Source organism: Pseudomonas trivialis (genome assembly GCF_036864995.1).
In the GTDB taxonomy this organism is placed as follows: Bacteria; Pseudomonadota; Gammaproteobacteria; order Pseudomonadales; family Pseudomonadaceae; genus Aquipseudomonas; species Aquipseudomonas trivialis.
In genome coordinates, this window is the sequence record NZ_CP142151.1 from 1,522,416 (window position 1) to 1,546,756 (window position 24,341).

The 24,341-nt window shown below is 62.7% G+C and carries 27 protein-coding genes; 15 read left to right on the forward strand and 12 right to left on the reverse strand.

All coding sequences use genetic code 11. From position 1 onward, the window contains the following. Positions 1 to 15 precede the first annotated feature (15 nt). Positions 16 to 882 carry an MBL fold metallo-hydrolase gene (locus VRB54_RS06765; RefSeq protein ID WP_338480064.1) on the reverse strand — a complete coding sequence of 289 codons (867 nt, stop codon included), beginning with the start codon at positions 880 to 882 and terminating at the stop codon, positions 16 to 18. Between the two features lie 105 nt (positions 883 to 987). Between VRB54_RS06765 and VRB54_RS06770 the strand changes: the two genes are divergently transcribed. Next, entirely contained in the window at positions 988 to 1,893 is a 906-nt protein-coding gene (locus VRB54_RS06770) for a LysR family transcriptional regulator (protein WP_338480065.1), read from the forward strand. A gap of 88 nt (positions 1,894 to 1,981) precedes the next feature. Beyond that, positions 1,982 to 2,158, forward strand: a complete 177-nt coding sequence (locus tag VRB54_RS06775; protein ID WP_003233987.1) for a hypothetical protein — start codon at positions 1,982 to 1,984, stop codon at positions 2,156 to 2,158. Positions 2,159 to 2,190: 32 nt separating this feature from the next. On the opposite strand, the gene VRB54_RS06780 is transcribed toward VRB54_RS06775, so the two are convergent. Next, positions 2,191 to 3,057 (reverse strand): helix-turn-helix domain-containing protein, encoded by an 867-nt coding sequence (locus VRB54_RS06780; protein ID WP_338480066.1) that lies wholly within the window; start codon positions 3,055 to 3,057, stop codon positions 2,191 to 2,193. Positions 3,058 to 3,247: 190 nt separating this feature from the next. Between VRB54_RS06780 and pobA the strand changes: the two genes are divergently transcribed. Continuing rightward, positions 3,248 to 4,432 (forward strand): 4-hydroxybenzoate 3-monooxygenase, encoded by a 1,185-nt coding sequence (gene pobA, locus VRB54_RS06785; protein ID WP_338481064.1) that lies wholly within the window; start codon positions 3,248 to 3,250, stop codon positions 4,430 to 4,432. Positions 4,433 to 4,497: 65 nt separating this feature from the next. Continuing rightward, positions 4,498 to 6,015: an MDR family MFS transporter gene (locus VRB54_RS06790; RefSeq protein WP_338480068.1), complete on the forward strand. Its 1,518-nt coding sequence runs from the start codon at positions 4,498 to 4,500 to the stop codon at positions 6,013 to 6,015. A 130-nt stretch (positions 6,016 to 6,145) separates the two neighbouring features. Here VRB54_RS06790 and VRB54_RS06795 read toward each other — a convergent pair whose 3' ends face one another. Together VRB54_RS06795 and VRB54_RS06800 are read right to left on the reverse strand one after the other, a co-directional pair. Then, positions 6,146 to 6,985, reverse strand: coding sequence for a cache domain-containing protein (locus tag VRB54_RS06795; protein ID WP_338480070.1), 840 nt, complete (start codon positions 6,983 to 6,985; stop codon positions 6,146 to 6,148). A 50-nt stretch (positions 6,986 to 7,035) separates the two neighbouring features. Further along, the gene (locus VRB54_RS06800; protein WP_338480071.1) at positions 7,036 to 7,809 is read right to left on the reverse strand and encodes a transporter substrate-binding domain-containing protein; all 774 of its coding nucleotides are present in this window, start codon (positions 7,807 to 7,809) and stop codon (positions 7,036 to 7,038) included. A gap of 140 nt (positions 7,810 to 7,949) precedes the next feature. On the opposite strand from VRB54_RS06800, the gene VRB54_RS06805 reads away from it, so the two are divergent. The 6 genes from VRB54_RS06805 (at position 7,950) to VRB54_RS06830 (ending at position 12,912) form a co-directional block, all read left to right on the forward strand. Continuing rightward, the gene (locus VRB54_RS06805; protein ID WP_338480072.1) at positions 7,950 to 8,549 is read left to right on the forward strand and encodes a class I SAM-dependent methyltransferase; all 600 of its coding nucleotides are present in this window, start codon (positions 7,950 to 7,952) and stop codon (positions 8,547 to 8,549) included. Between the two features lie 122 nt (positions 8,550 to 8,671). Continuing rightward, on the forward strand, positions 8,672 to 9,805 hold the full coding sequence (gene rnd, locus VRB54_RS06810; RefSeq protein WP_003233994.1) for a ribonuclease D: 1,134 nt from the start codon (positions 8,672 to 8,674) through the stop codon (positions 9,803 to 9,805). Beyond that, entirely contained in the window at positions 9,802 to 10,095 is a 294-nt protein-coding gene (locus VRB54_RS06815; protein ID WP_053136663.1) for a YcgL domain-containing protein, read from the forward strand. Before rnd ends, VRB54_RS06815 begins: the two co-directional genes overlap by 4 nt. A 108-nt stretch (positions 10,096 to 10,203) precedes the next feature. Then, the gene (locus tag VRB54_RS06820) at positions 10,204 to 11,136 is read left to right on the forward strand and encodes a D-2-hydroxyacid dehydrogenase (protein ID WP_338480074.1); all 933 of its coding nucleotides are present in this window, start codon (positions 10,204 to 10,206) and stop codon (positions 11,134 to 11,136) included. Positions 11,137 to 11,228: 92 nt separating this feature from the next. Then, on the forward strand, positions 11,229 to 11,678 hold the full coding sequence (locus VRB54_RS06825; RefSeq protein ID WP_209990028.1) for a YcgN family cysteine cluster protein: 450 nt from the start codon (positions 11,229 to 11,231) through the stop codon (positions 11,676 to 11,678). Between the two features lie 13 nt (positions 11,679 to 11,691). Then, entirely contained in the window at positions 11,692 to 12,912 is a 1,221-nt protein-coding gene (locus VRB54_RS06830; protein WP_338480076.1) for a hypothetical protein, read from the forward strand. 143 nt (positions 12,913 to 13,055) lie between these two features. Here VRB54_RS06830 and VRB54_RS06835 read toward each other — a convergent pair whose 3' ends face one another. The 3 genes from VRB54_RS06835 to VRB54_RS06845 all read right to left on the reverse strand — a co-directional run bounded on the left by VRB54_RS06835 (position 13,056) and on the right by VRB54_RS06845 (position 14,476). Continuing rightward, positions 13,056 to 13,406 carry a DUF2892 domain-containing protein gene (locus VRB54_RS06835; RefSeq protein ID WP_338480077.1) on the reverse strand — a complete coding sequence of 117 codons (351 nt, stop codon included), beginning with the start codon at positions 13,404 to 13,406 and terminating at the stop codon, positions 13,056 to 13,058. A gap of 67 nt (positions 13,407 to 13,473) precedes the next feature. Continuing rightward, entirely contained in the window at positions 13,474 to 13,941 is a 468-nt protein-coding gene (locus VRB54_RS06840) for an RNA methyltransferase (RefSeq protein ID WP_003189607.1), read from the reverse strand. A 160-nt stretch (positions 13,942 to 14,101) separates the two neighbouring features. Continuing rightward, entirely contained in the window at positions 14,102 to 14,476 is a 375-nt protein-coding gene (locus VRB54_RS06845) for a YajD family HNH nuclease (protein WP_003172528.1), read from the reverse strand. 97 nt (positions 14,477 to 14,573) lie between these two features. Here VRB54_RS06845 and VRB54_RS06850 point away from each other — a divergent pair, with 97 nt between their 5' ends. After that, on the forward strand, positions 14,574 to 15,494 hold the full coding sequence (locus tag VRB54_RS06850) for a ParB/Srx family N-terminal domain-containing protein (protein WP_338480079.1): 921 nt from the start codon (positions 14,574 to 14,576) through the stop codon (positions 15,492 to 15,494). Positions 15,495 to 15,615: 121 nt separating this feature from the next. Here VRB54_RS06850 and VRB54_RS06855 read toward each other — a convergent pair whose 3' ends face one another. After that, positions 15,616 to 16,302, reverse strand: a complete 687-nt coding sequence (locus VRB54_RS06855) for a spermidine synthase (RefSeq protein ID WP_057009540.1) — start codon at positions 16,300 to 16,302, stop codon at positions 15,616 to 15,618. Positions 16,303 to 16,380: 78 nt separating this feature from the next. Between VRB54_RS06855 and VRB54_RS06860 the strand changes: the two genes are divergently transcribed. After that, positions 16,381 to 16,665 carry a hypothetical protein gene (locus VRB54_RS06860; RefSeq protein WP_338480080.1) on the forward strand — a complete coding sequence of 95 codons (285 nt, stop codon included), beginning with the start codon at positions 16,381 to 16,383 and terminating at the stop codon, positions 16,663 to 16,665. Here VRB54_RS06860 and VRB54_RS06865 read toward each other — a convergent pair. Next, positions 16,662 to 18,707 (reverse strand): S9 family peptidase, encoded by a 2,046-nt coding sequence (locus VRB54_RS06865; protein ID WP_338480081.1) that lies wholly within the window; start codon positions 18,705 to 18,707, stop codon positions 16,662 to 16,664. The two genes, VRB54_RS06860 and VRB54_RS06865, sit on opposite strands and share 4 nt — an antisense overlap. A gap of 24 nt (positions 18,708 to 18,731) precedes the next feature. On the opposite strand from VRB54_RS06865, the gene VRB54_RS06870 reads away from it, so the two are divergent. Genes VRB54_RS06870 through VRB54_RS06880 form a run of 3 tightly spaced genes read left to right on the forward strand, consistent with a single transcriptional unit; the run spans position 18,732 to position 20,614 of the window. Further along, positions 18,732 to 19,262: a hypothetical protein gene (locus VRB54_RS06870; RefSeq protein ID WP_057009543.1), complete on the forward strand. Its 531-nt coding sequence runs from the start codon at positions 18,732 to 18,734 to the stop codon at positions 19,260 to 19,262. Positions 19,263 to 19,283: 21 nt separating this feature from the next. After that, positions 19,284 to 20,060 carry a class II glutamine amidotransferase gene (locus VRB54_RS06875; protein WP_003234016.1) on the forward strand — a complete coding sequence of 259 codons (777 nt, stop codon included), beginning with the start codon at positions 19,284 to 19,286 and terminating at the stop codon, positions 20,058 to 20,060. Between the two features lie 11 nt (positions 20,061 to 20,071). Further along, the gene (locus tag VRB54_RS06880) at positions 20,072 to 20,614 is read left to right on the forward strand and encodes a DUF2937 family protein (RefSeq protein ID WP_057009544.1); all 543 of its coding nucleotides are present in this window, start codon (positions 20,072 to 20,074) and stop codon (positions 20,612 to 20,614) included. 289 nt (positions 20,615 to 20,903) lie between these two features. On the opposite strand, the gene VRB54_RS06885 is transcribed toward VRB54_RS06880, so the two are convergent. The 3 genes from VRB54_RS06885 to VRB54_RS06895 form a co-directional block, all read right to left on the reverse strand. Continuing rightward, complete coding sequence (locus VRB54_RS06885; protein WP_057009545.1) at positions 20,904 to 22,082, reverse strand: vWA domain-containing protein; 1,179 nt, start codon at positions 22,080 to 22,082, stop codon at positions 20,904 to 20,906. Then, entirely contained in the window at positions 22,082 to 22,927 is an 846-nt protein-coding gene (locus VRB54_RS06890; RefSeq protein ID WP_209990058.1) for an AAA family ATPase, read from the reverse strand. The genes VRB54_RS06885 and VRB54_RS06890 overlap by 1 nt, the downstream gene beginning before the upstream one ends. Before the next feature lie 213 nt (positions 22,928 to 23,140). Beyond that, a complete protein-coding gene (locus VRB54_RS06895) occupies positions 23,141 to 24,217 on the reverse strand; it encodes a DUF748 domain-containing protein (RefSeq protein WP_338480083.1) in 1,077 nt (358 codons plus the stop codon). Between the last annotated feature and the right edge of the window lie 124 nt (positions 24,218 to 24,341).

Consider the following 24,341-nt stretch of genomic DNA (forward strand, 5'->3'; position numbering starts at 1 on the left):
AAGGATTGAAACGCTTCACCACTTCATTTCGCCCTTGGCGACTTTGGCGCTCAGTTCCAGCGAGCTTTCGTCGGCGAGGTCGGGGTAACGTTTTTTCATCGCCGCGATCAGGCCGGTGGAATCCTTGGCCTTGGCGGTTTCGAGGTCGAATGCCTTGATGTAGTCAGCGGTAAAGGCCACGGAGGCGGGCGATGGCGTCCCCAGATAATGGCCCGGGACCACGGTGTGCGGCTTCAGGTCCTGAATGCGCTGCAGGGTGGTCAGCCAATCCTTGTGGGATTGCGCGCCCTGGGTGTCGGCCATCCACAGGTGAATGTTTTCGGAGACGACCACCCCGCCCACCACAGCCTTGATCGACGGAATCCACACAAAACTGCGGTCCGGCTGCGGGCCGTCGAGGCCGATCACCTGCAGTGCCTCGCCCTCAAGCGTCAGGCTATTGCCCTCAAGCACCTGCGGCACGATGGTTTTGTCTGGTTTGTCGGCGCCCATTTTCGGGCCCCAGAACGCCAGCTTGCCGGCCACGGTCGCCTTGATATGGTCGACCACCGGCTGCGGCGCCAGCACCTTGGCGTCGGGGAATGCGGCGGTTAGGGTATCCAGGCCGAAGTAGTAATCCGGGTCACCGTGGCTGATGTAGATGGTGGTCAGGTGCTTGCCGCTGGCACGGATCTTCTGCACCAACTGTTCGGCCTGGCCCTTGCCGAATTGGGCGTCCACCAGAATCGCGTCTTTGGCGCCGCTGACCAGCACCGAACTCACCGGGAAAATCGCCGCTTCACCGGGGTTGTACACGTCGAGTTTCAACTCGGCCGCCGCCGCGTGGGCGGCAAAGGCCAGGGCGGCGGTTGCCAGGGTCAAGCGCTTGAGGGTTGAGAACATCGGGCAGCTCCTGCATTCGATAAGGGATGCGCACAGCTTAGTTGCCTGAAACGTCACAAAAAATGCCATGCTGGGACATAGTTTGTTTCTAAAAGTGGGCAGATCATGGATCGTCTTCAGGCAATGCGCGTGTTTGTGAGCGTGGTGGAGCTGGGCAGCCAGTCGGCTGCCGCCGATCACCTGGACCTCTCGCGCCCGGTGGTGTCGCGCTACCTGGCCGAATTCGAGGACTTCGTCGGCGCGCGTCTGCTGCATCGCACCACGCGCAAGCTCAGCCTCACCGCTGCAGGCAGTGAAACCCTGCCGCGCTGCCGGCAATTGCTGGAACTGTGCAGCGACATGCAGGCCGCCGTCGGCACGCCGGATGACGCGCCGCGCGGGCTATTGCGGCTGAGCGTGAGCACCTCGTTCGGCCAGGCGCAATTGGCCGACGCCATCGCCGCCTACGTCAAGCGCTACCCCCTGGTGACCGTCGACCTGCAAATGCTCGACCGCACGGTGAACCTGGTGGACGAGCGCATCGACCTGGCCATCCGCACCAGCAATGACCTGGACCCCAACCTAATCGCCCGGCGCCTCACCGTCTGCCGCTCGGTGGTGTGCGCCACGCCGGCCTATCTGCTTGAGCACCCGGTACCGCAAAAAGTCGAAGACCTGGCCCGGCACAACTGCCTGACTCACTCCTATTTCGGCAAAAGCCTGTGGCATTTCGAGGAAGGGGGTGAGCACGTCTCGGTGCCCATCACGGGCACGATCACCTCCAACGAGGCCAGCACTCTGCTGCGGGTGACGCTGGCCGGGGCAGGGGTGGCAATGCTGCCCAGCTATCAGGCTGGCGATTACATTCGTCGCGGTGAGCTGGTGCGCCTGCTGCCCGAGGCCGAGCCCCGGCAAATGAACATTTACGCGGTGTACGCCTCGCGCAAACACATGCCGTCGGCGCTGCGCAGCCTGCTGGATTTTCTGGTGGAAAGGTTTCCGGAAGAGCCGATCTGGGACATCGGTCTGTAAGTCGACATAAACGGTTTGAATATCGCCCAATAATGGCAACTCGCCCTGGCTGACCTATGCTTTAAACAGTCATCCAGAGGTCTGTGCCATGACCCTCAAAACCAGAAAGTACCTGACGATTTTCGCCCTTTGCGCCCTGGCGAGCGCGCTGTACGGCACCGCGGCCTACCGCGTCGAGCAAACGCGCATGCAGCCAAGTTTTGCGATCACCTGCCACCAGGATCAATGCGTGCCGCACACCGGCAGTTTCAGTGCCTTGCGCTGATCGCGAGGCACCGAAGATCCAACCTGGCCAAGTCAATCCGACTTGAGTTGCTCGCGAAACGCCTTCGGCGAAAACCCCACCCGGCGACGAAACAGTCGCGAGAAGTTGGTCGGGTCGGAAAACCCCAGCACGTCCGACATCTCGTTGATCGTCATGCTGGTATAGGTCAGCAGGCGCTTGGCCTCCAGCAACTGGCGGTCGTGCATGATCTGCAGCGCCGGCTGCCCACCCAGTTCGCGGCAGGTGCCGTTCAGGTGTGACACCGAGATGCCCAGCTTGTGGGCCAGGTCCTCGATCCTGGGATGCTCGCGGTAATGCTGCTCGACCAACTGCGTAAAGCGCCGAAAATATTCGCGCCCACGCGGCGTACGCGGGTGGCGCCGCTGGATGGCCTGGCGGCTGACCCACACCAGCAGCACGCTGACCACGGCGTGCATCATCATGTCGCGGGCCGGTTGGTCGTTTACGTATTCGTCCTGCAGGCGCACGAACAGGCTGTTGAGGTAGTCGCTGTCCTTGCCGGCCGGGTAGCTGCCCAGGGTCTGCAAGCCGTCGACCGTCGCGCCCAGCTGCCCCTGCAAATGGCTGATCAGCGGCGCGGACAAAGTCACCACGTAACCTTCCACATCCTCGGCAAACCGAAACCCGTGCACACACAACGGCGGCAGCACCTGCAGGCTCGCTTCGCTGAGGGTGCTGCGCTGACCTTCGATTTCCAGTTGTGCCTGGCCTTTGTGCACATAGAGCAGCTGGCACAGATCCGCGTGCCGATGGGGCTGGATCTCCCACTGGTATTCCCGACTACGTCGCGAAATGGTTTCGCAGTGCAGCAAATCGGGGGTAGGCCACTGCTGGCTTTCCCCGTACAGCTTGAAGACTGGAATCGCGGTTTGGCTCATGGGTTCAATCCGATACTCGGGAGAGTGGGGCGGTAATCGCCCCGATTGGTAAAAAGCGCAGCCTTTGGCGCAGTTTTCACCTTCTTGTGGCGGCCACTCAAGTGAAAAATGTCAGCAGCACGATCAATGACAACGCTTTCACCCGATCCGTTCGAGGTGGACCTTGCGGGCGATAAAAATAATGAAGACGCTGAAAACCCAAGTCGCCATCATTGGCGCCGGTCCTTCGGGATTGCTGCTTGGCCAGTTGCTGCACAACGCCGGTATCCAGACCCTTATTCTTGAGCGCCAAAGTGCCGAATACGTACAGGACCGCATCCGTGCCGGGGTGTTGGAACAAGGCATGGTCGACCTGCTGCGCGAGGCTGGCGTGAGCCAACGCATGGACGCCGAGGGCCTGGTGCACGATGGTTTCGAACTGGCGCTCAATGGCCGGCTGACCCATATCGACCTCAAGGCGCTCACGGGCGGCCAGTCGGTGATGGTCTACGGCCAGACCGAAGTCACCCGCGACCTCATGGCGGCCCGAGCTGCGGTCGGCGCCACCACGCTTTACGAGGCGCGCGACGTGCAGCCCCATGACCTGAAAACCGAGCGACCCTGGCTGAGCTTCGAGCATCAGGGCCAGATGTATCGTCTGGACTGCGACTACATCGCCGGTTGCGACGGTTTTCACGGGGTGGCGCGGCAATCGATCCCGGCCGAATCGCTGCAGGTGTTCGAACGGGTGTATCCGTTCGGCTGGCTGGGCATGCTCTGCGACACGCCACCAGTGCACCCGGAGCTGGTGTATGCAAGGCACCCGCGAGGTTTTGCGCTGTGCAGCATGCGCTCGCCAACGCGCAGCCGTTATTACCTGCAAGTTCCTGCTGACGAGCCGGTCAGCGACTGGTCGGACGAGCGATTCTGGGCCGAATTGAAAAAACGCCTGCCTGCTGAGCTGGCGGAAACGTTGATTACCGGGCCGTCCCTCGAAAAAAGCGTCGCGCCGCTGCGCAGCTTCGTGGTCGAACCGATGCAGTACGGCCGCCTGTTCCTGCTGGGCGACGCCGCGCACATCGTGCCGCCCACCGGCGCCAAGGGCCTGAACCTGGCGGCCAGCGACGTGAGCACGCTGTATCGTATTCTGCTTAAGGTGTATGGCGAAGGGCGCGTCGACCTGTTGGAGCAATACTCGGCCATCTGCCTGCGCCGGGTGTGGAAAGCCGAGCGGTTTTCCTGGTGGATGACCTCGATGCTGCACCAGTTTCCCGAGGCTGACAGCTTCACCCAACGCATCGCCGAGAGTGAACTGGACTACTTCATCCACTCCCGCGCGGGCCGCCAGACCATCGCGGAAAATTACGTCGGACTTCCTTACGAGGCTATCGAATAGCCTGCTATCGTATCGAGCATTCCCGCAGGCCGTTTTTCCTGCGGGCCCTGCTCGAAGGTTCTGCCGTGACTCAGCTCAATCAGCCCGTTCCCCCGGTTCCCGCCGTGCGCAGCATCCTCATCGCGTTGATGCTGGCAATCTTTCTCGGCGCGCTCGACCAGACCATCGTCGCCGTGTCGATGCCGGCCATTTCCGCGCGGTTCCACGACGTCGACCTGCTGGCCTGGGTCATCTCCGGCTACATGGTGGCGATGACGGTGGCGGTGCCGATCTACGGCAAGCTCGGCGACCTGTACGGGCGCCGCCCGATGATGCTGATCGGCATGGGCCTGTTCACCGTGGCGTCGTTGTTCTGTGGCATGGCGCAAAGCATGGAGCAACTGGTGCTGGCGCGGATTCTTCAGGGCATCGGCGCCGGCGGCATGATCTCGGTGAGCCAGGCGATCATCGGCGACATCATTGCGCCCCGCGAGCGTGGGCGCTACCAGGGCTACTTCAGCAGCATGTATGCGGTGGCCAGCGTGGCCGGCCCGGTGCTGGGCGGCCTGATGACCGAGTACCTGTCGTGGCGCTGGGTGTTCCTGATCAACCTGCCATTGGGCGCCGGCGCCTGGTACGTGGCCCATCGCACCCTGCGCGGGCTGCCGGCGCCGCAGCGCAAACCGATCATCGATTACCTGGGCACTGTGTTGATGATCATCGGCCTCACCGCGTTGCTGCTGGGCATCACCGAAATCGGCCAGGGCCATGCCATGCGTGACCCGGAGGTGCTGGGCCTGCTGGCCTGTGCGCTGGTGGCGCTGTCGGTGTTCGTGTGGCACGAGCGCCGCGCCCGCGAGCCGCTGTTGCCGATGCACCTGTTCGCCAACCGCAGCGCGGTGCTGTGCTGGTGCACGATTTTCATCACCAGCTTCCAGGCGATTTCCCTGACCGTGCTGATGCCCCTGCGTTACCAGACCGTGACCGGTTCCGGCGCCGACAGCGCGGCCCTGCACCTGTTGCCGCTGGCGATGGGCCTGCCGATGGGCGCTTATTGTGCCGGGCGTCTGACCTCGGTGACCGGTCGCTACAAACCGATGATCCTCAGCGGTGCGCTCTTGAGCCCCCTGGCGATCCTCGGCATGGCCTTGAGCGCGCCCCAGGCGGTCGGGCTGACGGCGTTGTTCATGGTGCTGTGCGGGATCGCGGCCGGCATGCAGTTTCCTACTTCACTGGTGGGCACGCAGAATTCGGTGGCGCAACGCGACATTGGCGTGGCCACCAGCACCACCAACCTGTTCCGCTCCCTGGGCGGGGCGGTGGGTGTGGCCTGCATGTCGGCGCTGCTGCTGGCGCTGTTGCAGGATTCCAGCTTCGCCCACATGGCCAGTGGCGCACTGGCGGCCGAAGGCAGTTCCGGCAGCGTGCTGCTCGATGGCCTCAACGCCGCCCCCGGCCCCGCGCAGGACGCCCTGCGCGCGGAGCTGGCGGTGACGTTCCGGCATTTGCTGATGGTGAGTGCGGCGGTGTCGCTGCTGGGCCTGGCGGCGGCCATTGCGATGCCCAATCATGTGCTGCGCGGCCGCGAAGACAAAGCCGACTGACTGACCAGCAAAGATCCACATGCGGGAGGGGGCTTGCTCCCGATAGCAGTGCTTCAGTTAAAGCACCTGTGCCTGACACACCGCCATCGGGAAAGCCCCCTCCCACAAGGAACTGCATTTCAGCGCCGGGTCATGGGCTGTAATAACCCACCGCCACCATGAAGTGCCCGCTCTTGCGCACATAGGCATGCTTGTTCTCGACCTTGCCGGTCACCGGGTTCTGCCAGCGGTATTTGTATTCGCCCTGGTCCTGCTCGGTCATTATTTTGAGAATGGGCTCGCCCACTGGCCTGCCGTCCGGGTCCTTGACCTTGCTGAAGTCGGTGTTGATCATCCGCAGAGTGGTGCCATGGGCCACGTAGCGCCGGGTATTGAGGTCGACCACGAACACATAGAGGTCGTCCTGCAGGAACCCGCCCTGCAACGAGTTGATCGACTTCAGCGTGCCCGCTTCATCCTTCACCAGCGCGTTCACCGCCTTGTTGCGCAGCGCCCGCGCCTGCTCCGGGGTGGCCCGTGGCAGGTAATAGCCGACCGCCAGAATGCGCTCGCCCACCCGCTGGTAAAACACATGCTTGTGCTCGACCTTGCCATCGTTCCAGTTCTGCCAGCGGTAGTCGGCCTGCTGCACGCCCTGGTTTTCCGGCACCTTGAGCGCGTCCTTGAACGACTGGCGCAACTGCGGGCCCAGCACTTCGGACACATCACGGCCAATCAAGGCCGAGGACGGGCCGCCACTGGCCAGCAGTACGCCCTGAGTGTCGACCACGAACACATAACGGTCGTGGTCGACAAACTCCCCTTGGCGGCTGAATGCCGCAAGGGCCTTGTCACCATTGCTCTGATAGTAGGCCAGGGCTTTTTGCAGCAACGCCTTGGCCGCCTCGGCGTCTTCTTCCTGCGCCGTCGCGGCATGCACCTGGCTGGCGCAGATCAGCAGCAGCCAGGTGATTCGCAGCAATGCCTTCATGTTTCATCCCTCATTATTATTGATGTGACAGCAGCGTAGACCGACTTGGCTCAGGGCGCCGCCAGCCATTGGTTGACGATACCGTCGTACACCCCGGTCGCCACGCTCAGGTGCAGCCACTGGTCGACATAGCTTTTCCACGCCACATCATCGCGCGGCAGCAAAAAGGCTTTCTGGCTGTATTGCATCTGGCGCTCGGGGTTGACCGCACACAGCCCGGGCTTGAGCTTTTGCTGGTAGCGCGCCTCGCTGGCGTCGGTGATCATCACGTCGGCCTTGCCGGCCAGCAGTTCGTCAAAAATCGTCACGTTGTCATGCAGGCGGATCTGCGCCTGGCCCAGGTGGGCGCGGGCGAACACCTCGTTGGTGCCGCCTGCCGGTTCGATCACCCGCACCTGCGGCTGGTTGATCTGCTCCACGGTCTGGTAGCGCTGCACATCGGCGCACCGCACCAGCGGGATCTTGCCGTCGACGCCGAGGGATTCGCTGAAGAAGGCTTTTTTCTGGCGCTCCAGCGACACCGAAATACCGCCCACGGCGATGTCGCAGCGTTGCGCGAGAAAATCCGGCATCAGGGTTTTCCAGGTGGTGGGCACCCAGTTGATCTTCGCATTGAGGCTCTGAGCCAGCGACTCGGCCATGGCAATGTCGATGCCTTCATAGCTGCCGTCGGCGCGCAACGAGCTGTAGGGCTTGTAGTCGCCGGTGGTGCACACGTTGAGGGTGCCGCGCTGGATCACCTCATCGAGGCGTGACGGGGCGGGGTCGGCCAGCGCGGTGGTTGCCGAGCACGCCAGTACACACAGGGCCAGGGAAGCTTTCATGGGGGCGGGTCCTTGGGGCAGTTTTTTTATAGGCGCGAGCATTGACGCGACGCTTGCGGCTTTCAACCTTTTTTTCACGTTGCACTGGTTAAGCTGCCCACCAAGGTCGTTCACTCCCGTTCCACCCTGATGAGCCCATGATGTCGCCACAACCTCCATCCTCCATCGAGATTGACTTCGCCCAGCGCTATGACCAGGAGCACGCTCGGGTCTGCGGCGACCCGCGCCCGCCCAGGCTGCGGCGGCGCCTGGCGATGTGGCGCGACGAATGGCTGGTGCGCCAGGCCCTGAAAGTGGCCGGCGAGCCGGGCCTGATCCTCGACCTGGCCTGCGGTTCGGGTCGATTCTGGCCGGTGCTGGGCGAACACATCAACCGTGTGATCCTCGCCTCGGACAACTCCCAGGACATGCTCGACCACGCGCTTACCCACCACCCGGCGGCGTTGCTCAAGCGGGTCAAGACCTTTCAGGGGTCGGCGTTTTCCATCGGCTTGTCGGCGAACGCGGTGGACTGCATTTTCTGCCTGGAGTTGTTTCGCCATGTGCCCAGCGCAGAAGGGCGGCTGGCGCTGCTGCGCGAGTTTCACCGGGTCAGCCGCGACACCGTGATTGTTTCCGTATCCTCACGCACCTTTGTGGAAAGCGAATTTCGCCAGGCGGGCTTCAAGATCCTGAAACATCAGGAATTCATGCCGGGCTCCCGGCTGTGGCGGGTTTACGTGCTGCGTAAGAGGGGATAACTCCCGCCTGTCGGACTATTCTTCAGTGCCTGTCCGAGTTTTCATGATTGCCTGTGCACTGCGAATGCTCGCAAGGCCCTTTCGCGATATATACTGCGCGCCATTCTTCAAGGGAGAGCCGTGTGGCCATCGATATTCACTGGATCTGCGACAACGATAGCCTCGGCCAGCATTGCGCCGAATGGCAGCAGTTGCCATTCGTCGCCCTCGACACCGAATTCATGCGGGTCGACACCTTTTATCCCATCGCCGGGCTGATCCAGATCGGTGATGGCGTACGCGCTTACCTGATCGACCCCCTGACCATCGACAACTGGCAACCCCTGGCCGCGCTGCTGGAAAATCCGGCGGTGATCAAGGTGGTGCATGCCTGCAGCGAAGACCTTGAAGTATTGCTGCGCCTGACCGGCAGCCTGCCGGTGCCGTTGTTCGACACCCAGTTGGCGGCCGCCTACCTGAACCTCGGTTTCTCCATGGGCTATTCGCGCCTGGTGCAGGCCGTGCTCGATATCGAACTGCCCAAGGGCGAGACCCGCTCGGACTGGCTGCAGCGGCCGTTGTCGGACACGCAGGTGAGCTACGCCGCCGAAGATGCGGTGCACCTGGCCGAGGTCTACATCCGCCTGCGTCCGCAGTTGTCCGACGATAAATACGCCTGGGTGCTGGAAGACGGCGCCGAACTGGTGGCCAACCTGCGCCGCGAGATCGACCCCTACGAGCTGTACCGCGATGCCAAGCTGGCGTGGAAACTGTCCCGCGCGCAACTGGCCGTGCTACGTGAACTGTGCGCCTGGCGCGAGCAGCAGGCGCGGGCCCGCGACTTGCCGCGCAACCGCATCATCCGCGAACACTCGCTGTGGCCGTTGGCCAAATCCCAGCCGGACAATCTGGTCGCGCTGGGCAAGATCGAAGACATGCACCCGCGCACCGTGCGCCAGGACGGTCCGTTCCTGCTCGACCTGATCAAGCGCGCCGCCAGCGTGCCCATGGACCAATGGCCACCGGCCGTGGCCGAGCCGTTGCCGGTGGACGCCGCCACGCTGATCAAGCAATTGCGCGCCCTCGGCCAGGCCGAAGCCGAGCGCCTGGACATGGCGCCGGAGCTGATGCTGCGCAAGAAAACCCTCGAAGCCCTGGTCAAGAGTGGCTACCCCGATGGGCCTTATACATTGCCCGACTCGCTGCGTGGCTGGCGCCGCGCGTTGATGGGCCAGGCGCTGCTCGACAGCCTGGCTTCTGCCGGAGAACAGCCTTGAAACGTATTTGCTCCATCTACCGCAGCCTGAAAAAAGACGGCATGTACCTCTACGTGCTCAAGAGCGATGCCCTCGAGCGCGTGCCCGAGCCTCTGATGGTCGCCTTCGGCAAGCCGCACCACGCCTTCGACATGGTGCTGACCCCGGAGCGCAAACTGTCGCGCGAAGACATCCTGGTGGTCCTGGAAAACCTCGACAAGCAGGGCTACCACCTGCAAATGCCGCCGGCCGAGGACGAGTACATCGAACACTTGCCCGAAGAGCTGCTGCGCCGCAACGACCCGATGTGATCGGTGGGTGTCCTGCCCGGGGCACTTTCTTCAACGCAATCGTAATGAGTGGGCGGTGGCCGCAAGGATGCGGGCGGCCGTCTGCACTGTTTTTGAAAGGTTTTAACCATGCGTGTTCTGATTGCTGAACAGGATCACCCGCTCTACGCCCAACTGCTGCGCGACGCCGCGCCGGACCTTGAGGTGCTGACCAGCGGCGACTCGGCCGAACTCTCGCGCCTGGCCGCCGATTGCCCGGTATGGCTGGGCCAGCCAGACCTGCTGGCGACCCTGCTGCGCCAGGGGCATCAGCCGCAGTGGCTGCAATCGACCTGGGCCGGCATCACGCCGCTGCTGGCCGACGGCCTGCCGCGCGGCTATCGCCTGACCCGTGCGGTGGGCATCTTTGGCCAGGTCATGGCCGAGTTCGTGCTCACCTATATGCTGGGCCACGAGCGTGAAGTGCTGGCACGTCTGGTCAGCCAGGTGGAGCGCAAGTGGGACAATCGCACCGGCCAGAGCCTGGCGGGGCGCACGGCGCTGATCGTCGGCACCGGTGATATCGGCCAGCGTGTTGCCGAGTTCCTGGTGCCGTTCGGCGTGAAGCTGTACGGCATCGCCAGCACCGCGCGGGAGCAGGCACCGTTCGTTGAAGTGGCCGCGCTTGATCAACTGGAGCGGTTGGTGGGGGAGGCGGACTACGTGATCAACCTGCTGCCCAACACGCCGGAAACCCACGACCTGTATAACGCGGCGCTGTTCAAGCAGTTCAAGCCGACGGGCGTGTTCATGAACGTCGGGCGCGGCGTGGCGGTGGTCGACGCCGACCTGGTCGAGGCGCTGAAAGAAGGGCACCTGGCCGGCGCGGTGATCGATGTGTGTCGCCAGGAGCCGCTGCCGCAACGCCATCCGTTCTGGACCGCGTGGGGCCTGCTGCTGACCGGGCACAGCTCGGCGCCGACCTCGCCGCCGATGATGGTGGATTTGTTTGTGCAGAACCTGCGCGCCTATCAGGCCCGGGAAGCCCTGCGCGGTGAAGTGGACTTCGAACGCGGTTATTAGTCTTGCAACACCGCCAGTCGCCAGCGCTTGGTTCCACACGGCTTGGGCACTAGACTGGCGGCCTTTTCACCTACCGATACCGATGCAGAGCCATGGCCGCCAAAGTCGAACCCTTCTGGATACGCAAAACCCTTGAACACCTCGACCAGGAAGAATGGGAGTCGTTGTGCGACGGCTGCGGCCTGTGCTGCCTGCAAAAGCTTGAAGATGAAGACGACAACAGCGTCTATTACACGCGCATCGCCTGCAAACTGCTCGACCTGAACACTTGCCAATGCACCGATTACCCCAACCGCAGGGCTTCGGTGCCCGATTGCATCCAGCTCACGCCCGGCCAGGCCGACCAATTCAAATGGCTGCCGCCCACCTGTGGCTACCGGCTGGTCAGCGAGCGCAAGGACCTGCCGTTGTGGCACCACCTAGTCTGCGGCGACCGCGACGCCGTACACCACGAACGCATTTCCCAGTCCGGGCGCATGCTTAGCGAAGGCAGCGTGCCCGAGGATGACTGGGAGGATTACCTGATTTTCCGCGCGGGCTGAACCAGGAGTGGGTATGAGGGAAGTGATCAAGCTGGCCGCCGCCCTGACGCTGCTGACAATGAGCAGCTCGGCCTGGTGTGCGAAGAAGGTCGACCTGGACTATCACGTCAAGCTGCTGCCCCAGAGCGATCAGGCCGAAGTGCGCGTGAGCCTGTCCCACGGCGCGGCGGTGCGCAGCCTGAATTTCGACCTGGGCCACGCGGGCGACTACAGCGACTTCAAAGCCGACGGCCAGTGGAAGATCACCGGCAACCGGGGGCTGTGGCAACCCGAAGCGGACAAGGCCAACCTCACTTACCGCGTGCGCCTGAGCCATGCGCGCAAGCCGGGCACCTATGAAGCGCGGATGACGCCGAGCTGGGCGCTGTTTCGCGGTGAAGACCTGGTGCCGACCGCGCACCTGGACCAGCAGGACGGTGTCGAATTGGTCTCGCGCCTGGTGTTCGAGCTGCCGCCCGGCTGGAAAAGCGTCGAGACCGCCTGGCCGCGCATCGGCAAGCACAAATTCCGCATCGACAATGTGTCGCGCCTGTTCGACCGGCCCACCGGCTGGATGCTCGCCGGCACCCTCGGCAGCCGCCGCGTGCGCCTGGGGGACACCGACGTCACCGTGGCCTCGCCCAAAGGCCAGGCCATGCGCCGCATGGATGTGCTGACCTTGCTGACCTTCGTCTGGCCACAGGTGGAGGCCGCGTTCCCGCGTCACCCGGCCAAGCTGCTGGTGGTGGGCGCCAGCGACCCGATGCGCCGTGGCGCGTTTGCGGCGCGCGACTCGATCTACCTCAACAGCCGCACGCCGCTGGTGAGTGAGAGCGGCAGCAGCCCGTTGCTGCGTGAAGTGGTGCAGGCCATCGGGCGCTTCAATGACCACGACACCAGCGACTGGATCAGCGAAGGGTTCGGCGAATTTTATGCGATTGAGCTGATACGCCGTGCCGGCGGCATTACCGATGAGCGCTACGCAGCGATTCAGGCGCGGTTGGGCAAGCAAGGCAAGGACGTGACCAGTCTGCGCGGCGAGCACGTCAGCGGCGCCACGGTGGCGCGGGCGGTGCTGGTGCTTCAGGAACTGGATCGCGAGATCCGCGTGAAGACCCATAACAAGCGGTCCCTGGATGATCTGGCGCAGGCGGTGATGCGGGCGGACAGCGTGAACACGGCGCGATTTGTGCAGTTGGCTGAAAGCATTATCGGTGAGCCATCAACGGTGCTCGATTCCAAATTACTGCACTGATCTGGAAGCACACACACAGGACAAATGTGGGAGGGGGCTTGCTCCCGATGGCGGTGGTTCAGTCACTGATGTCTTGACTGACACACTGACATCGGTGGCAAGCCCCTCCCACATTTGGATGTTCAACAGGCTTGGAAGCCTGATCAGCCGGTGGTTTTTACCGCTTTCTCGGCGGCCACTTCGGCTTTGGTCTTGAGGTTGTTCAGCTCTGCGCCGGCCCGTTCAATCTTGGTGCGCAGGCTGTTCATCTCCTGACGACCCTGCTCCAGCTTGTCCTTGAACGAACTGTGGCCGGTAAAGCCGCGCTTGAGCGCCACGCCGCCGATTGCCACCTGGATCAGGCCGAACACGCCACCACGGCGCAGGCCTTTGCCCAGCATGATGAAACCGCCGGCCACCGAGCCGATGCGTTCCCAGCCGTGCACGTTTTGCTCATGCTGCGGGGCGGGTTGCAGGTGCTCGATGATAGGTCGCAGGTGTGTGCTGTCACTCATGATCCGTCTCCAACAAGGGCTAGTGTAAATAGCTGACTGCTGACCGGCGCCGGATGTTCCCGAAAAATCAGTACTTGGGCCCCGAGCGGGTGTTGTTGCCCTTGGCCAGGCGGTCGTAGAGCACCACATTGACGGTGGCGGCAAGGTTCATGCAGCCAGTGGTCGGGATGTACACCACGTCTTCGCACCAGTCGCGGATCTCTTTATCCAGCGAGCCGTCTTCCGGGCCGAAGATATACAGCGCGCGGTCGGGATGGGTGTATTCGGGCAGCGGGCGGGCGCCTTCCACCAGCTCCACGGCAACCGGGATGCAGCCCAGGGGCAGGATTTTCTTCAGGTCATCGATGCCGATCAGCGGGATGTCGTGGTGGACCTTCTTGGTGTCGGTGATGAAATCCCGCGCACGCTCGTAACGCACGCCGGTGTAGAACACCGAGGCCACGCCGTAGCAACCGGCGGCGCGCATCACCGAGCCGACGTTTTCGGGGGATTTGGGGTTATACAGACCGATGCAGCTGTAGCGTTTATTGCCCACGGGGAAGGGTGCCTTGACGAAAAGGCGCGATTATACGGCCTTGAAGTGATGCAACGCTTGTACGATCGCTATCGGGGGCAAGCCCCTCCCACCGTTGGACTGCATTTCAGTGTGGGAGGGGGCTTGCCCCCGATGAGGCCGGTTCAGGCGATGACGATGTTCAGCTGTCTTTCTTCATCAACCCCGCCAACGCCGCAAACGGGTTGTGCGTGGCCTTGGCAATCGTCGGGCTGCTGGTGGAGCCTTCGCCGAAATACTGCTGGTCGGTGTAGCGCGAGTGCTCGTTGTCATGGCAATACAGGCACAGCAATTCCCAGTTGGAGCCATCCTGAGGATTGTCATCATGGTTATGGTTGCGGTGGTGTACGGTCAGTTCGCTCAGGCGTTTGCCGGCGAACTCACGGGCGCAGCGGCCGCACACGTGGGGGTACATTTTCAGGGCTTTGTCGCGATAGCCCATTTCCCGGTCGCGCTGGGCATCGGCGAGAATGCGGTCCAGCTTGGCGGTGTGGGAGGGCGGGTTGGTCGAGCTCATCATGGCTCCTGGCTGTTTGATGGTTCACGGATACCGTGGATTCTAGCCGCTCGCGCGCTAAATAACCGCTTCACTTTAGCCATAAGGATTCAACTTCATGCGTCTGCATTCATGGATTGCTGCATTGCTGCTGTGTGGGGTGACTGCCCATGCCCACGCCCTTTCTGCGCCCAGGCCTGGGCAGGTGATCGAAGTGGCCCTCGAGCAACTGCATCCCACTCAGGCCGTGGTGGGTTTTGACCAGATCTATTACAGCCTGGGGCTGTTCGCTGCCAAACCGGCCAAGGTCTTTGACGAGTACTGCGAAACCAATGGCCAGGGCGAAGCGAAAAAGGTGCCGAAAAAGGCCGACCTGCATCACCCCGACAGCTTTACCTGCGAGGATCCGGTAGGTGCTCACCCGGATGAGATGAAAACCGTCGTGGTAGGCCCCGGTGGCCAGTTGTACCTGACCGACGGTCACCACAGCTTCACCACGCTGTGGGAAGTGCCCGGCGGCGGGGCGCGCTTGAAAATGTGGGTCCGGGTGACCGACGATTTCAGCAACAGCCCAGACATGAAAACGTTCTGGCAGCGCATGGCGGCAGCGCGCAAAGTCTGGCTCAAGGACAGTCAGGGCCGGACCCTGGCGCCTGAGCAGTTGCCGGCGCATCTGGGTTTCAAGCACCTGCAGGACGACACCTTTCGCAGCCTGGTGTACTTCACCCGCAAGGCCGCCTATGGCAAGCCGGACGATGGCGGGATTGCCCCGGAATTTCTGGAGTTTTACTGGGGCGACTGGCTGCGCACGCAGATTGATCTGGGCCAGTACAACCTGGACAGCCAAGGCGGCTACAAGGACGCCATCGAAGCCGTTGCCAAACGCATGGTCAGCCTGGCGCCAGGCTCGAAGGTGGGTGACAGCGGGTTTACCGCCCATCAACTGGGCGGCATGAGCGAGCTGGATCGCAAGGCGCTGGAGAAAACCTTCGACAATAAAGTGCCGTACATCTTTGACTACCGCAAATCCCTGCGCTGAAACAGATCAGAAATGTGGGAGGGGCTTGCTCCCGATAGCAGTGTGTCAGTCAACATATCGGTGACTGAGCTACCGCTATCGGGAGCAAGCCCCTCCCACAGGGGATTTGCGGTGTCTGGTATCAGGCTTTCAGTTTTTCGGCGATCCAGATGGTGTGCCGGGTGCCTTTGTTGCCATGGGCAAATACCTGCACTTCCTCGGCCTTGAAGCCGGCCTTGCGCAGTTTGTCGCTGAACAGCCTGTCGGCGCTGGCCGACCACACGGCCAGCACGCCCTTGGGCCGCAGTGCCTTGGCACAGGCGGCCAGGCCGCCGGCGGAGTAGAGCCAGCTGTTGGCTTTTTGCGTGAGGCCTTCGGGGCCGTTGTCGACGTCGAGCATGATCGCATCAAAGCCCTGAGGCTCGGCCTGCAGCACCTTGGCCACGTCTTCCAGGCGGATCACGGTGCGCGGGTCCAGCAACGGGCGGCCGGATTTTTCGCCCAGCGGGCCGCGGTTCCACTCCACCACGCCGGGCACCAGCTCGGCCACCACCACTTCGGCGGTCTTGCCCAGGTGCTTGAGCGCCGAAGCCAGGGTGAAACCCATGCCCAGCCCGCCAATCAATACCCGTGAACCCGGGCGCCCGGCCACCTTGCGGCAGGGAATTTCCGCCAGGGCGTCCTCGGAGCCGTGCATGCGGGTGTTCATCAGCTGGCCGCCGTCACCGCCCTGGATCTTGATGACAAAATCCTCGCCGTATTCGAACAGGCACAGGGCGCCGCCGTTGTCGGGGATCGGGGTGGTGTCGAGCAGAATGAAACGTTTCATGGAAATCTCATTGGGAAGGGCATTCTTGCGCGGTTGGGAGTAGCCTTGAGGCATTCCGGTCAGGCCATGGAGCCATCGATGAAGTGCAGCATTCTAACGGTCATTGTGCTCGGCGCGCTCACATTGGGTGCCGCGCAGGCGCAGGAGGTGCAGAGCGTACCGGCCGCCCCCGCGCCAAGCCCAGGCGCGCCGGGCACTCCGACGCCGACGCTGTACCCGCAGGTGACGCCGCCGGCGTTGCCCAAAGCCAACGCCGACGGCTCGCCGGCGCTGGTGCCGATCGTGTTGCCGACGCCGCCCAAGGACCAGACGGTGCCTGGCCTGCAGCAGAACGACAGCAAACCGAAGACCCCCGGTGGTTAAGCGTCGAGTGCCAGCGCCTTGAACACAAACGCGTATTCCAGCGCCACATCGCGTAGCCCCTGGTAGCGACCGCTCATCCCGCCGTGGCCGGCACCCAGTTCGGTCTTGAGCAGCAGCAGGTTGTCGGAGGTGGCGGTGTCGCGCAGCTTGGCGACCCATTTGGCGGCTTCCCAGTACTGCACGCGGCTGTCGTTGTAGCCGGCGATCACCAGCAGCGCCGGGTAGGCCTGGGCGCTGACGTTTTCGTAGGGCGCATACGCCTTGATGCGCGCATACACCTCGGGCTCTTCGGGGTTACCCCATTCGTCGTACTCGGTGATGGTCAGCGGCAGCTCCGGGTCGAGCATGGTGTTGAGCACATCCACAAACGGCACTTCGGCAATCGCCGCCTGGAACAGCGCCGGGCGCTGGTTGAGCACCGCGCCGATCAACAGGCCGCCGGCACTGCCGCCGCTGATCGCCAGTTGCCGGGAGGTGGTCAGGCCCTCGGCAATCAGGTGCTCGGCGCAGGCGATGAAGTCGCTGAAGGTGTTCTGCTTGTGGGCCTGCTTGCCGTTGCGGTACCAGGCTTCACCCAACTCGCCGCCGCCGCGCACGTGGGCAATGGCGAACGCCACGCCACGGTCCAGCAGGCTCAGGCGCGCGTGGGAGAACCACGGGTCGAGGCTCTGGCCGTAGGCGCCGTAACCGTAGAGGTACAGCGGGGTCGGCTTGCCCAGTTGGTCGCGCTTGATAACCAGGCTGATCGGCACCTGAGTGCCGTCGGCCGAGGTGGCCCACAGGCGCTGGCTGACGTAGTCATCGGCATTGAATGCGCCGAGTACCGGGGTTTCCTTGAGTACCTGTTGCGCGCCGCTGGCCAGCTCCAGCTGACGCACCTGGGCCGGGCGGTTCAGCGCTTCGTAGCGCAGGCGGATCCGGTCGCTGGGGAATTCCAGGCTGTTCTGTACGTAGAGGCTGTAGGCGGCGTCGGGTAACTCCACGCGATAGGCCGGCACGCCCTCGGCGTGCACTTCGATCACCGGCAGGCCGCCGATGCGCAGGCTCAGGGTCATGGCGCGGGCATTCAGGCTCACGCCGTCGAGCATCACCTCGTCACTGTGGGGGATCAGCGTGTGCCAGTCGGCCTCGCCGGGCACCGTGCCGTTGTCTGCAGCCACAAACAATGCGTAATTGATGCCGTCGCGGTTGCTGCGGATAAACCAGGTCCACTCACCGTCAAGCTGGCCGTGGTCGACATCGTATTCATGGTCTTCGACGCGAGGCGCCAGGCAGGTGAAGTCCAGGTGCGGCTGGCCTGCGTCCAGTGCCCAGATTTCGCTGGTGGTCTTGCTGCCCAGGGCCAGCAGCAACTGGCGCTCGGAACTGGAACGGTAGCAGTGCAGGAAGAAACGTCCGTCGGGTTCGTGGAACACTTCCTGCGCCGCCGTGCCGTCCAGGCGGTAGCGATACAGCTTGTGCGGGCGATGGGTGTCGTCCAGCTCGCCAAAAAACAGGGTGAGGCTGTCATTGGCCCAGGTCATGCTGCCGTCGCAGTCCTGGAACTCCAGTTCGCTGACCTTGCCCGAGGACAATTCCTTGACGAACAGGGTGTAGATCTCTTCACCGCTGGTGTCGAGGCTGTAGGCCAGACGCTGGTGGTCGGGGCTGATGCTGAAGGCGCCCAGCGAGAAAAAGCCGCCGCCAGCCAAGGCGTTCGGGTCCAGCAGCAGTTCTTCGCTGGCCTCATCCACCTGATTGCTGTCGTCGACGGGGCGGCGGCAGCGGTAGTGGCGGGCGTATTCGTCGCCGGCGGTGGTGCGCGTGTAATACAGATACGGGCCCCACGGGGAGGGCAGCGACAGGTCGGTCTCGAGGATGCGGCCTTTGATTTCCTCGAACAGCGTGTCGCGCAGCGCCTGCTGGTCGGCGAGCTGGGCTTGCTGCCAGGCGTTTTCGGCCTTGAGGTAGTCGAGGACGTCTGCGTTGTCGCGCTCCTGCAACCAGGCGTACGGGTCTGGGCCTGGGGCCTTGCGGGCGATCGGGGCATTGGATAGGGGCATGGATCACTCTCTGTCTGGCGGACGGTGGCAGGCATTGCAGCCGCGACGCGCAAAAGCCGTTATCATAGCCGCCTCTTTGCCAGCCTTGCCATGGACACCATGACCGAGAACGATTATCTGATTGCCTGGGGCCTTTACGCCTTCGCCGCATTGGGCTGCCTGTTGGTGTGGTGGCGCATGACCCGCTGGATCTGGCGCTGGCTGCGCGAGCCGCTGCAATTGCTGATGGCGGTGCTGCTGTTCAGCCCGACCATCGTCGACCCGGTCAAGACCCAGTTCGCGCCGGCCGTGGCCATTACCGCGCTGGACTTGGTGCTCAAGGTCGGCAACAACGCCTGGCGGGCGATTTCCGATTTGTTCATGTACACGATGATCGTCTTCGCTGTGTATATCGTCATTGTGTTGATCCGCTGGCCCATCGAGCGCGCCGCCAATGCGCGCCGCGAGCGCAAGGCCGCGTTCGATGCGGCGCTGGCCCAGGAGCCGGCTGAAGACGACGAGCCTTTCCACCGTCCGGCACCCGCCAGCGGCACGCGGGTCGAACCGCGCCTTTAACGTTGCAGCGAGAGCCCTGGCATGTGTGAATTATTGGGCATGAGTGCCAACGTCCCCACCGATATCGTGTTCAGCTTTACCGGGCTGATGCAGCGCGGCGGGCGCACCGGCCCGCACCGCGACGGTTGGGGCATCGCCTTTTACGAAGGCCGTGGCCTGCGCCTGTTCCAGGACCCGGCGGCGAGCAGCGAGTCGGAAGTCGCGCTGCTGGTGCAGCGCTATCCCATCAAGAGCGAAGTGGTGATCGGGCATATCCGCCAGGCCAATGTCGGCAAGGTCAGCCTGGCCAACACTCACCCGTTCGTGCGCGAACTGTGGGGTCGCAACTGGTGCTTTGCCCACAACGGCCAACTGGCGCAGTTCAACCCGCGCGCCACCTTTTACCGCCCGGTGGGCGACACCGACAGCGAAGCGGCCTTCTGCGATCTGCTCAACCGTGTGCGCGAAGCCTTCCCGGAACCGGTAGACATCGAGCAGGTGCTGCCCGACCTGATCGCCGCCTGCACCGAATACCGCAGCAAGGGCGTATTCAACTGCCTGCTCAGCGACGGCGACTGGCTGTTTTGCTATTGCACGACTAAATTGGCGCAGATCACCCGACGCGCGCCCTTTGGCCCGGCGCGCTTGAAGGATGTTGACGTGATCGTCGATTTCCAGGCCGAAACCACGCCCAATGACGTGGTGACGGTGATTGCCACCGAACCGTTGACCGACAACGAAAACTGGACCCGCTACGAACCGGGCCAATGGAGCCTGTGGCGACGCGGTGAATGCGTCAGCCAGGGCGTTACCGAGTAAGGATATCGACCATGTTGCTCAGCTATCTGCGGTTGGTGCTGTTTGCCATTGGCCTGTTGGTCGGCGTGCAAGTACCGGGGTTCATCAACGACTATGCCAAGCGCGTCGAAGCCCACCTGATCGAGGCACAGACCGGCCTGCGCGGGTTCGAGACCACCGCGCAGCAGTTTTTCAAGGGCGACTTGCAGGCGCTGGTGGCCCATTACCGCGCCAGTGATGACCCGGTGTTCCAGAGCGACGCCAACAGCCTGGGGGCCATGCTTGACCGCCAGCTTGCGTTGGACAAGCAGTTCCAGGCCATGCAAGGCCCTTGGTACATCCGCGCCCTGCAGGTGGCGGTGGCCGCCGACCCGGACATTCGTCGGGAGACCTGGAATGGCTACAGTTACCAGATCCTGTTGACCCCCGAAGCGATGGGCTGGGGGTTGGGTGGGGCGATGCTGTTGTCGTTCGGCATCGAATGCCTGTTCCGCCTGATCGACTGGGTGGTGTTGGGCGGCAAGCGTCTGCGCCAGAGCCGTCCGATTGAAGAGCGTGACCTCAAAGGCCTTTAAATAGCGGCTCGGTCCACTGTGGGAGCCAGCCCCCTCTTATCAAACACAAAATAACTTTTTGATTTAAAACCTGAAATTTCAGGCAGCCAGTTTCCTGTGGCGAGCAGGCTTGTCCTGCGTTGGGCTGCGCAGCAGCCCCAAAGCCGTGCTCCGGGCAGGGTCAGGTACACCGCGTTTTCCTTGATTGGGGGCGCTGCGCCCCTCAACACGGGGCAAGCCCGCTCGCCACAGAGGCCCCAGTTTGCTGCGCGACAGCGCTACGTCGAAGAGGTAGTGGGGACTCCCACCGTTATTTGGATAGAAAGCGCATGCCTTCTTCCAGCCCGCGCAACGTCAGCGGGTACATCTGATCTTCCACCAACTCGCGCACAATTCCCGTCGACGCCGTATAGCCCCAGGTGTCCTTCGGGTACGGATTGATCCAGATCAGCTTCTTGTACTTGGCCATGAAGCGCTGCATCCACACATAGCCCGGCTCCTCGTTCCAGTGTTCGACGCTGCCGCCGGCCTGGGTGATTTCATAGGGCGCCATTGACGCATCGCCGATAAAGATCACTTTGTAATCGGCGCCGTACTTGTGCAGCAGGTCCTGGGTTGAGGTGCGCTCCGAGGTGCGGCGCTGGTTGTTCTTCCACACCGATTCGTACACGAAGTTGTGGAAGTAGAAGTACTCCAGGTGTTTGAACTCGGTCTTGCATGCGGAGAACAGCTCTTCGCAGATCTTCACATGGGCGTCCATCGAGCCGCCGATATCGAACAGCAGCAACAGCTTGATGGTGTTGCGCCGTTCCGGGCGCATCTGGATATTCAGCAGGCCGGCGTCGCGTGCGGTGTGGTCGATGGTGCCGTCGATGTCCAGCTCTTCGGCCGCACCCTGGCGCGCGAATTTACGCAGGCGGCGCAGGGCAACCTTGATGTTGCGCGTGCCCAGCTCGACCTGATCGTCGAGGTTCTTGTACTCGCGCTGGTCCCACACCTTCACGGCCTTGCCCTTGCGCTCGCCGGCATCGCCCACGCGTATGCCTTCCGGGTTGTAGCCGCCGGAACCGAACGGGCTGGTGCCGCCGGTGCCGATCCACTTGTTGCCGCCGGCGTGGCGTTCCTTCTGTTCTTCCAGACGTTTCTTGAATTCCTCGATCAGCTTGTCGAGGCCGCCGAGGGACTGGATCTGCGCGCGTTCCTCATCGCTCAGCGAGCGTTCGAACTCCTTGCGCAGCCAGTCCTCGGGGATCAGCGCCTGCAGGTGATCGTCGAGTTTTTCCAGGCCGTTGAAGTAGGCCCCGAAGGCGCGGTCGAACTTGTCGAAATGCCGCTCATCCTTGACCAGAATCGCCCGCGCCAGATAGTAGAACTCGTCCATGTCGGCGAAGGTGACGCGCTGTTTGAGCGCGTTGATCAGGTCAAGCAGTTCGCGCACCGACACCGGCACCTTGGCGGCGCGCATTTCATTGAACAGGTTGAGCAGCATCAGCGATTACCGCGACGGCTCATGAACGCCAGCCGTTCCAGCAACTGCACGTCCTGCTCGTTCTTGACCAGCGCGCCCGCCAGCGGCGGAATGGCCTTGGTTGGGTCGCGCTCGCGCAGCACCGCTTCGCCGATGTTGTCGGCCATCAGCAGCTTGAGCCAGTCGACCAGTTCGGAGGTGGACGGCTTCTTCTTCAGGCCAGGTACTTTGCGCACGTCGAAGAACACGTCCAGCGCTTCGCTGACCAGGTCTTTCTTGATGTCGGGGTAGTGCACATCGACGATTTTCTGCAGGGTGGTGCGGTCGGGGAAGGCAATGTAGTGGAAGAAGCAGCGGCGCAGGAACGCGTCCGGCAGCTCTTTTTCGTTGTTGGAGGTAATGATGATGATCGGGCGTTTCTTCGCCTTGATGGTCTCGTCGATTTCGTAGACGTAGAACTCCATCTTGTCGAGTTCCTGCAACAGGTCGTTGGGGAATTCGATATCGGCCTTGTCGATTTCATCGATCAGCAGGATCACCCGTTCTTCGGCCTCGAAGGCCTCCCACAGCTTGCCTTTCTTCAGGTAGTTGCGTACGTCGTGCACCTTGTCCACGCCCAACTGCGAGTCGCGCAGGCGGCTGACCGCGTCGTACTCGTAGAGGCCCTGGTGGGCCTTGGTGGTGGACTTGATATGCCAGGTGATCAGCCGGGCGCCGAAGGATTCGGCCAGCTGTTCGGCGAGCATGGTCTTGCCGGTGCCCGGTTCGCCCTTGACCAGCAGCGGCCGCTCCAGGGTGATGGCGGCGTTGACGGCCAGTTTCAGGTCATCGGTAGCCACATAGGCCTGGGTGCCTTCGAACTTCATCGGTGTGTCCTCGGATTCATCAATGCCCGGACTATACCGCGCGGCCCCGGCGACTGTGAACGCAGACGGGTTATTCAGTCTCTGAATGGACGGTCACGTTCATTCCCGGCCAATGCAATCAATGTGGGAGGGGCTTGCCCCCGATAGCGTTGGTTCAGTCATGGATGTATAAACTGACACACCGCCATCGGGAGCAAGCCCCTTCCCACAGTTTTAATCGGCGCTGGGCTTGGGTTGTTCGTAACGGGCATTGAAGGCCTGGATGAAGCCGTTGCGCAGGATCGCGATGACCGCGCCAAATGCGCTGACATTCTGCTGATGCACGCTGCCGCTCAATTCCACGCGGGTGGCGAACTGGTTTTTGCGCTGGTTCTTGAGCACCGTCTCGCTGGCGCCGACCACGGCTTCCCAGATCGAACGGAAGATATTCTTGTCCTTGTTTTCGACATCCTGCTGCCAGTCGAACACTTCCACATCGCGCAACAGCGGCTTTATATAGCCGCGCAGCTGGCCTTTCTCGGCCTGGGCTTCGATCACTACATCGCCGGTGCCGGCCTTGAAGTCGAACTTGCCATAGGCCGAGGCAAAGTCATTCATGCGCGTCAGTTGCAGGTCGCGGGCACGGAAGCGGAACTCGAATTCTTCGAAATCACTCAGCGGGTCAAAAGTGGCGTTGGCTTCCAGAGGTGCCTGGCCTTGCAGCAGCGCCTTGCCTTCAAAGCGTGCGTCGCGCTTGCCTTCCACGTCCACCACGTTGGTCAGGTTGTAGAAACTGGCGTTGACCCCGGTGGCGTTGATATTGACCTTTGGCTTGGAGGTGAAGTTGTGGAACGCGATCTTGCCGTCTTCGATGCGCATTTCGTTGAGGGTGATCGGCAGCAGCTTGCTCAGTTGTTCCTGCCAGTCGGTGCCTTTACCGGTCTGGGACGCGGCCTTGTTGGCACCGCCGTCGACGAAGTTGATTTCCGGACGCACAAAATGCCCCTCGGCGACTACCGCATGGTCATACCACAGCGAATGCCAGCTCACCGCGAACTCGATCAATGGCGCATTGACGAAGGGCACCGGCACCTTGCCGTCCACCTTGACGATCTGCAGGCCGTTGATCCGGTAGGCGCCGCGCCACAGGGCGAGGTCCACATCGGCAATCTCGCCACGGTAGTCGCCCATGTTGGCGAGCTTTTCGTTCAGGTAATTGCGCACCAGATAGGGCAGGGCGATGTTCAGTGCCACCAGGAAAACCACCAGTGCGGCGACGGTCCAAAGTGGCCAGCTGTAGCGACGTTTCATGAAAGGCTCCTCCGTGCAGATAGGGTGTGGACTGCCGCAGCAGGCGCAACGTTCCGCCGACTGGACGCCTCAAAGCCTGAGGCATACCCTTGTGGCCTTGTTCACATTGCCCCAGGGACCCGTC

Excerpts from the sequence above, each read along its gene's own strand:
- VRB54_RS06885 (WP_057009545.1), bottom strand. The coding sequence starts at position 22,082 with ATGCTGCTCAACCTGTTCAATGAAATGCGCGCCGCCAAGGTGCCGGTG.
- VRB54_RS06890 (WP_209990058.1), bottom strand. The coding sequence starts at position 22,927 with ATGAAGTTCGAAGGCACCCAGGCCTATGTGGCTACCGATGACCTGAAA.
- VRB54_RS06835 (WP_338480077.1), bottom strand. The coding sequence starts at position 13,406 with ATGAGTGACAGCACACACCTGCGACCTATCATCGAGCACCTGCAACCC.
- VRB54_RS06875 (WP_003234016.1), top strand. The coding sequence starts at position 19,284 with ATGTGTGAATTATTGGGCATGAGTGCCAACGTCCCCACCGATATCGTG.
- VRB54_RS06795 (WP_338480070.1), bottom strand. The coding sequence starts at position 6,985 with ATGAAGGCATTGCTGCGAATCACCTGGCTGCTGCTGATCTGCGCCAGC.
- VRB54_RS06765 (WP_338480064.1), bottom strand. The coding sequence starts at position 882 with ATGTTCTCAACCCTCAAGCGCTTGACCCTGGCAACCGCCGCCCTGGCC.
- VRB54_RS06895 (WP_338480083.1), bottom strand. The coding sequence starts at position 24,217 with ATGAAACGTCGCTACAGCTGGCCACTTTGGACCGTCGCCGCACTGGTG.
- VRB54_RS06770 (WP_338480065.1), top strand. The coding sequence starts at position 988 with ATGGATCGTCTTCAGGCAATGCGCGTGTTTGTGAGCGTGGTGGAGCTG.
- VRB54_RS06830 (WP_338480076.1), top strand. The coding sequence starts at position 11,692 with ATGAGGGAAGTGATCAAGCTGGCCGCCGCCCTGACGCTGCTGACAATG.
- VRB54_RS06800 (WP_338480071.1), bottom strand. The coding sequence starts at position 7,809 with ATGAAAGCTTCCCTGGCCCTGTGTGTACTGGCGTGCTCGGCAACCACC.
- VRB54_RS06780 (WP_338480066.1), bottom strand. The coding sequence starts at position 3,057 with ATGAGCCAAACCGCGATTCCAGTCTTCAAGCTGTACGGGGAAAGCCAG.
- VRB54_RS06850 (WP_338480079.1), top strand. The coding sequence starts at position 14,574 with ATGCGTCTGCATTCATGGATTGCTGCATTGCTGCTGTGTGGGGTGACT.
- VRB54_RS06825 (WP_209990028.1), top strand. The coding sequence starts at position 11,229 with ATGGCCGCCAAAGTCGAACCCTTCTGGATACGCAAAACCCTTGAACAC.
- VRB54_RS06775 (WP_003233987.1), top strand. The coding sequence starts at position 1,982 with ATGACCCTCAAAACCAGAAAGTACCTGACGATTTTCGCCCTTTGCGCC.
- VRB54_RS06820 (WP_338480074.1), top strand. The coding sequence starts at position 10,204 with ATGCGTGTTCTGATTGCTGAACAGGATCACCCGCTCTACGCCCAACTG.
- VRB54_RS06865 (WP_338480081.1), bottom strand. The coding sequence starts at position 18,707 with ATGCCCCTATCCAATGCCCCGATCGCCCGCAAGGCCCCAGGCCCAGAC.
- VRB54_RS06805 (WP_338480072.1), top strand. The coding sequence starts at position 7,950 with ATGTCGCCACAACCTCCATCCTCCATCGAGATTGACTTCGCCCAGCGC.
- VRB54_RS06880 (WP_057009544.1), top strand. The coding sequence starts at position 20,072 with ATGTTGCTCAGCTATCTGCGGTTGGTGCTGTTTGCCATTGGCCTGTTG.
- VRB54_RS06855 (WP_057009540.1), bottom strand. The coding sequence starts at position 16,302 with ATGAAACGTTTCATTCTGCTCGACACCACCCCGATCCCCGACAACGGC.
- VRB54_RS06860 (WP_338480080.1), top strand. The coding sequence starts at position 16,381 with ATGAAGTGCAGCATTCTAACGGTCATTGTGCTCGGCGCGCTCACATTG.
- VRB54_RS06845 (WP_003172528.1), bottom strand. The coding sequence starts at position 14,476 with ATGAGCTCGACCAACCCGCCCTCCCACACCGCCAAGCTGGACCGCATT.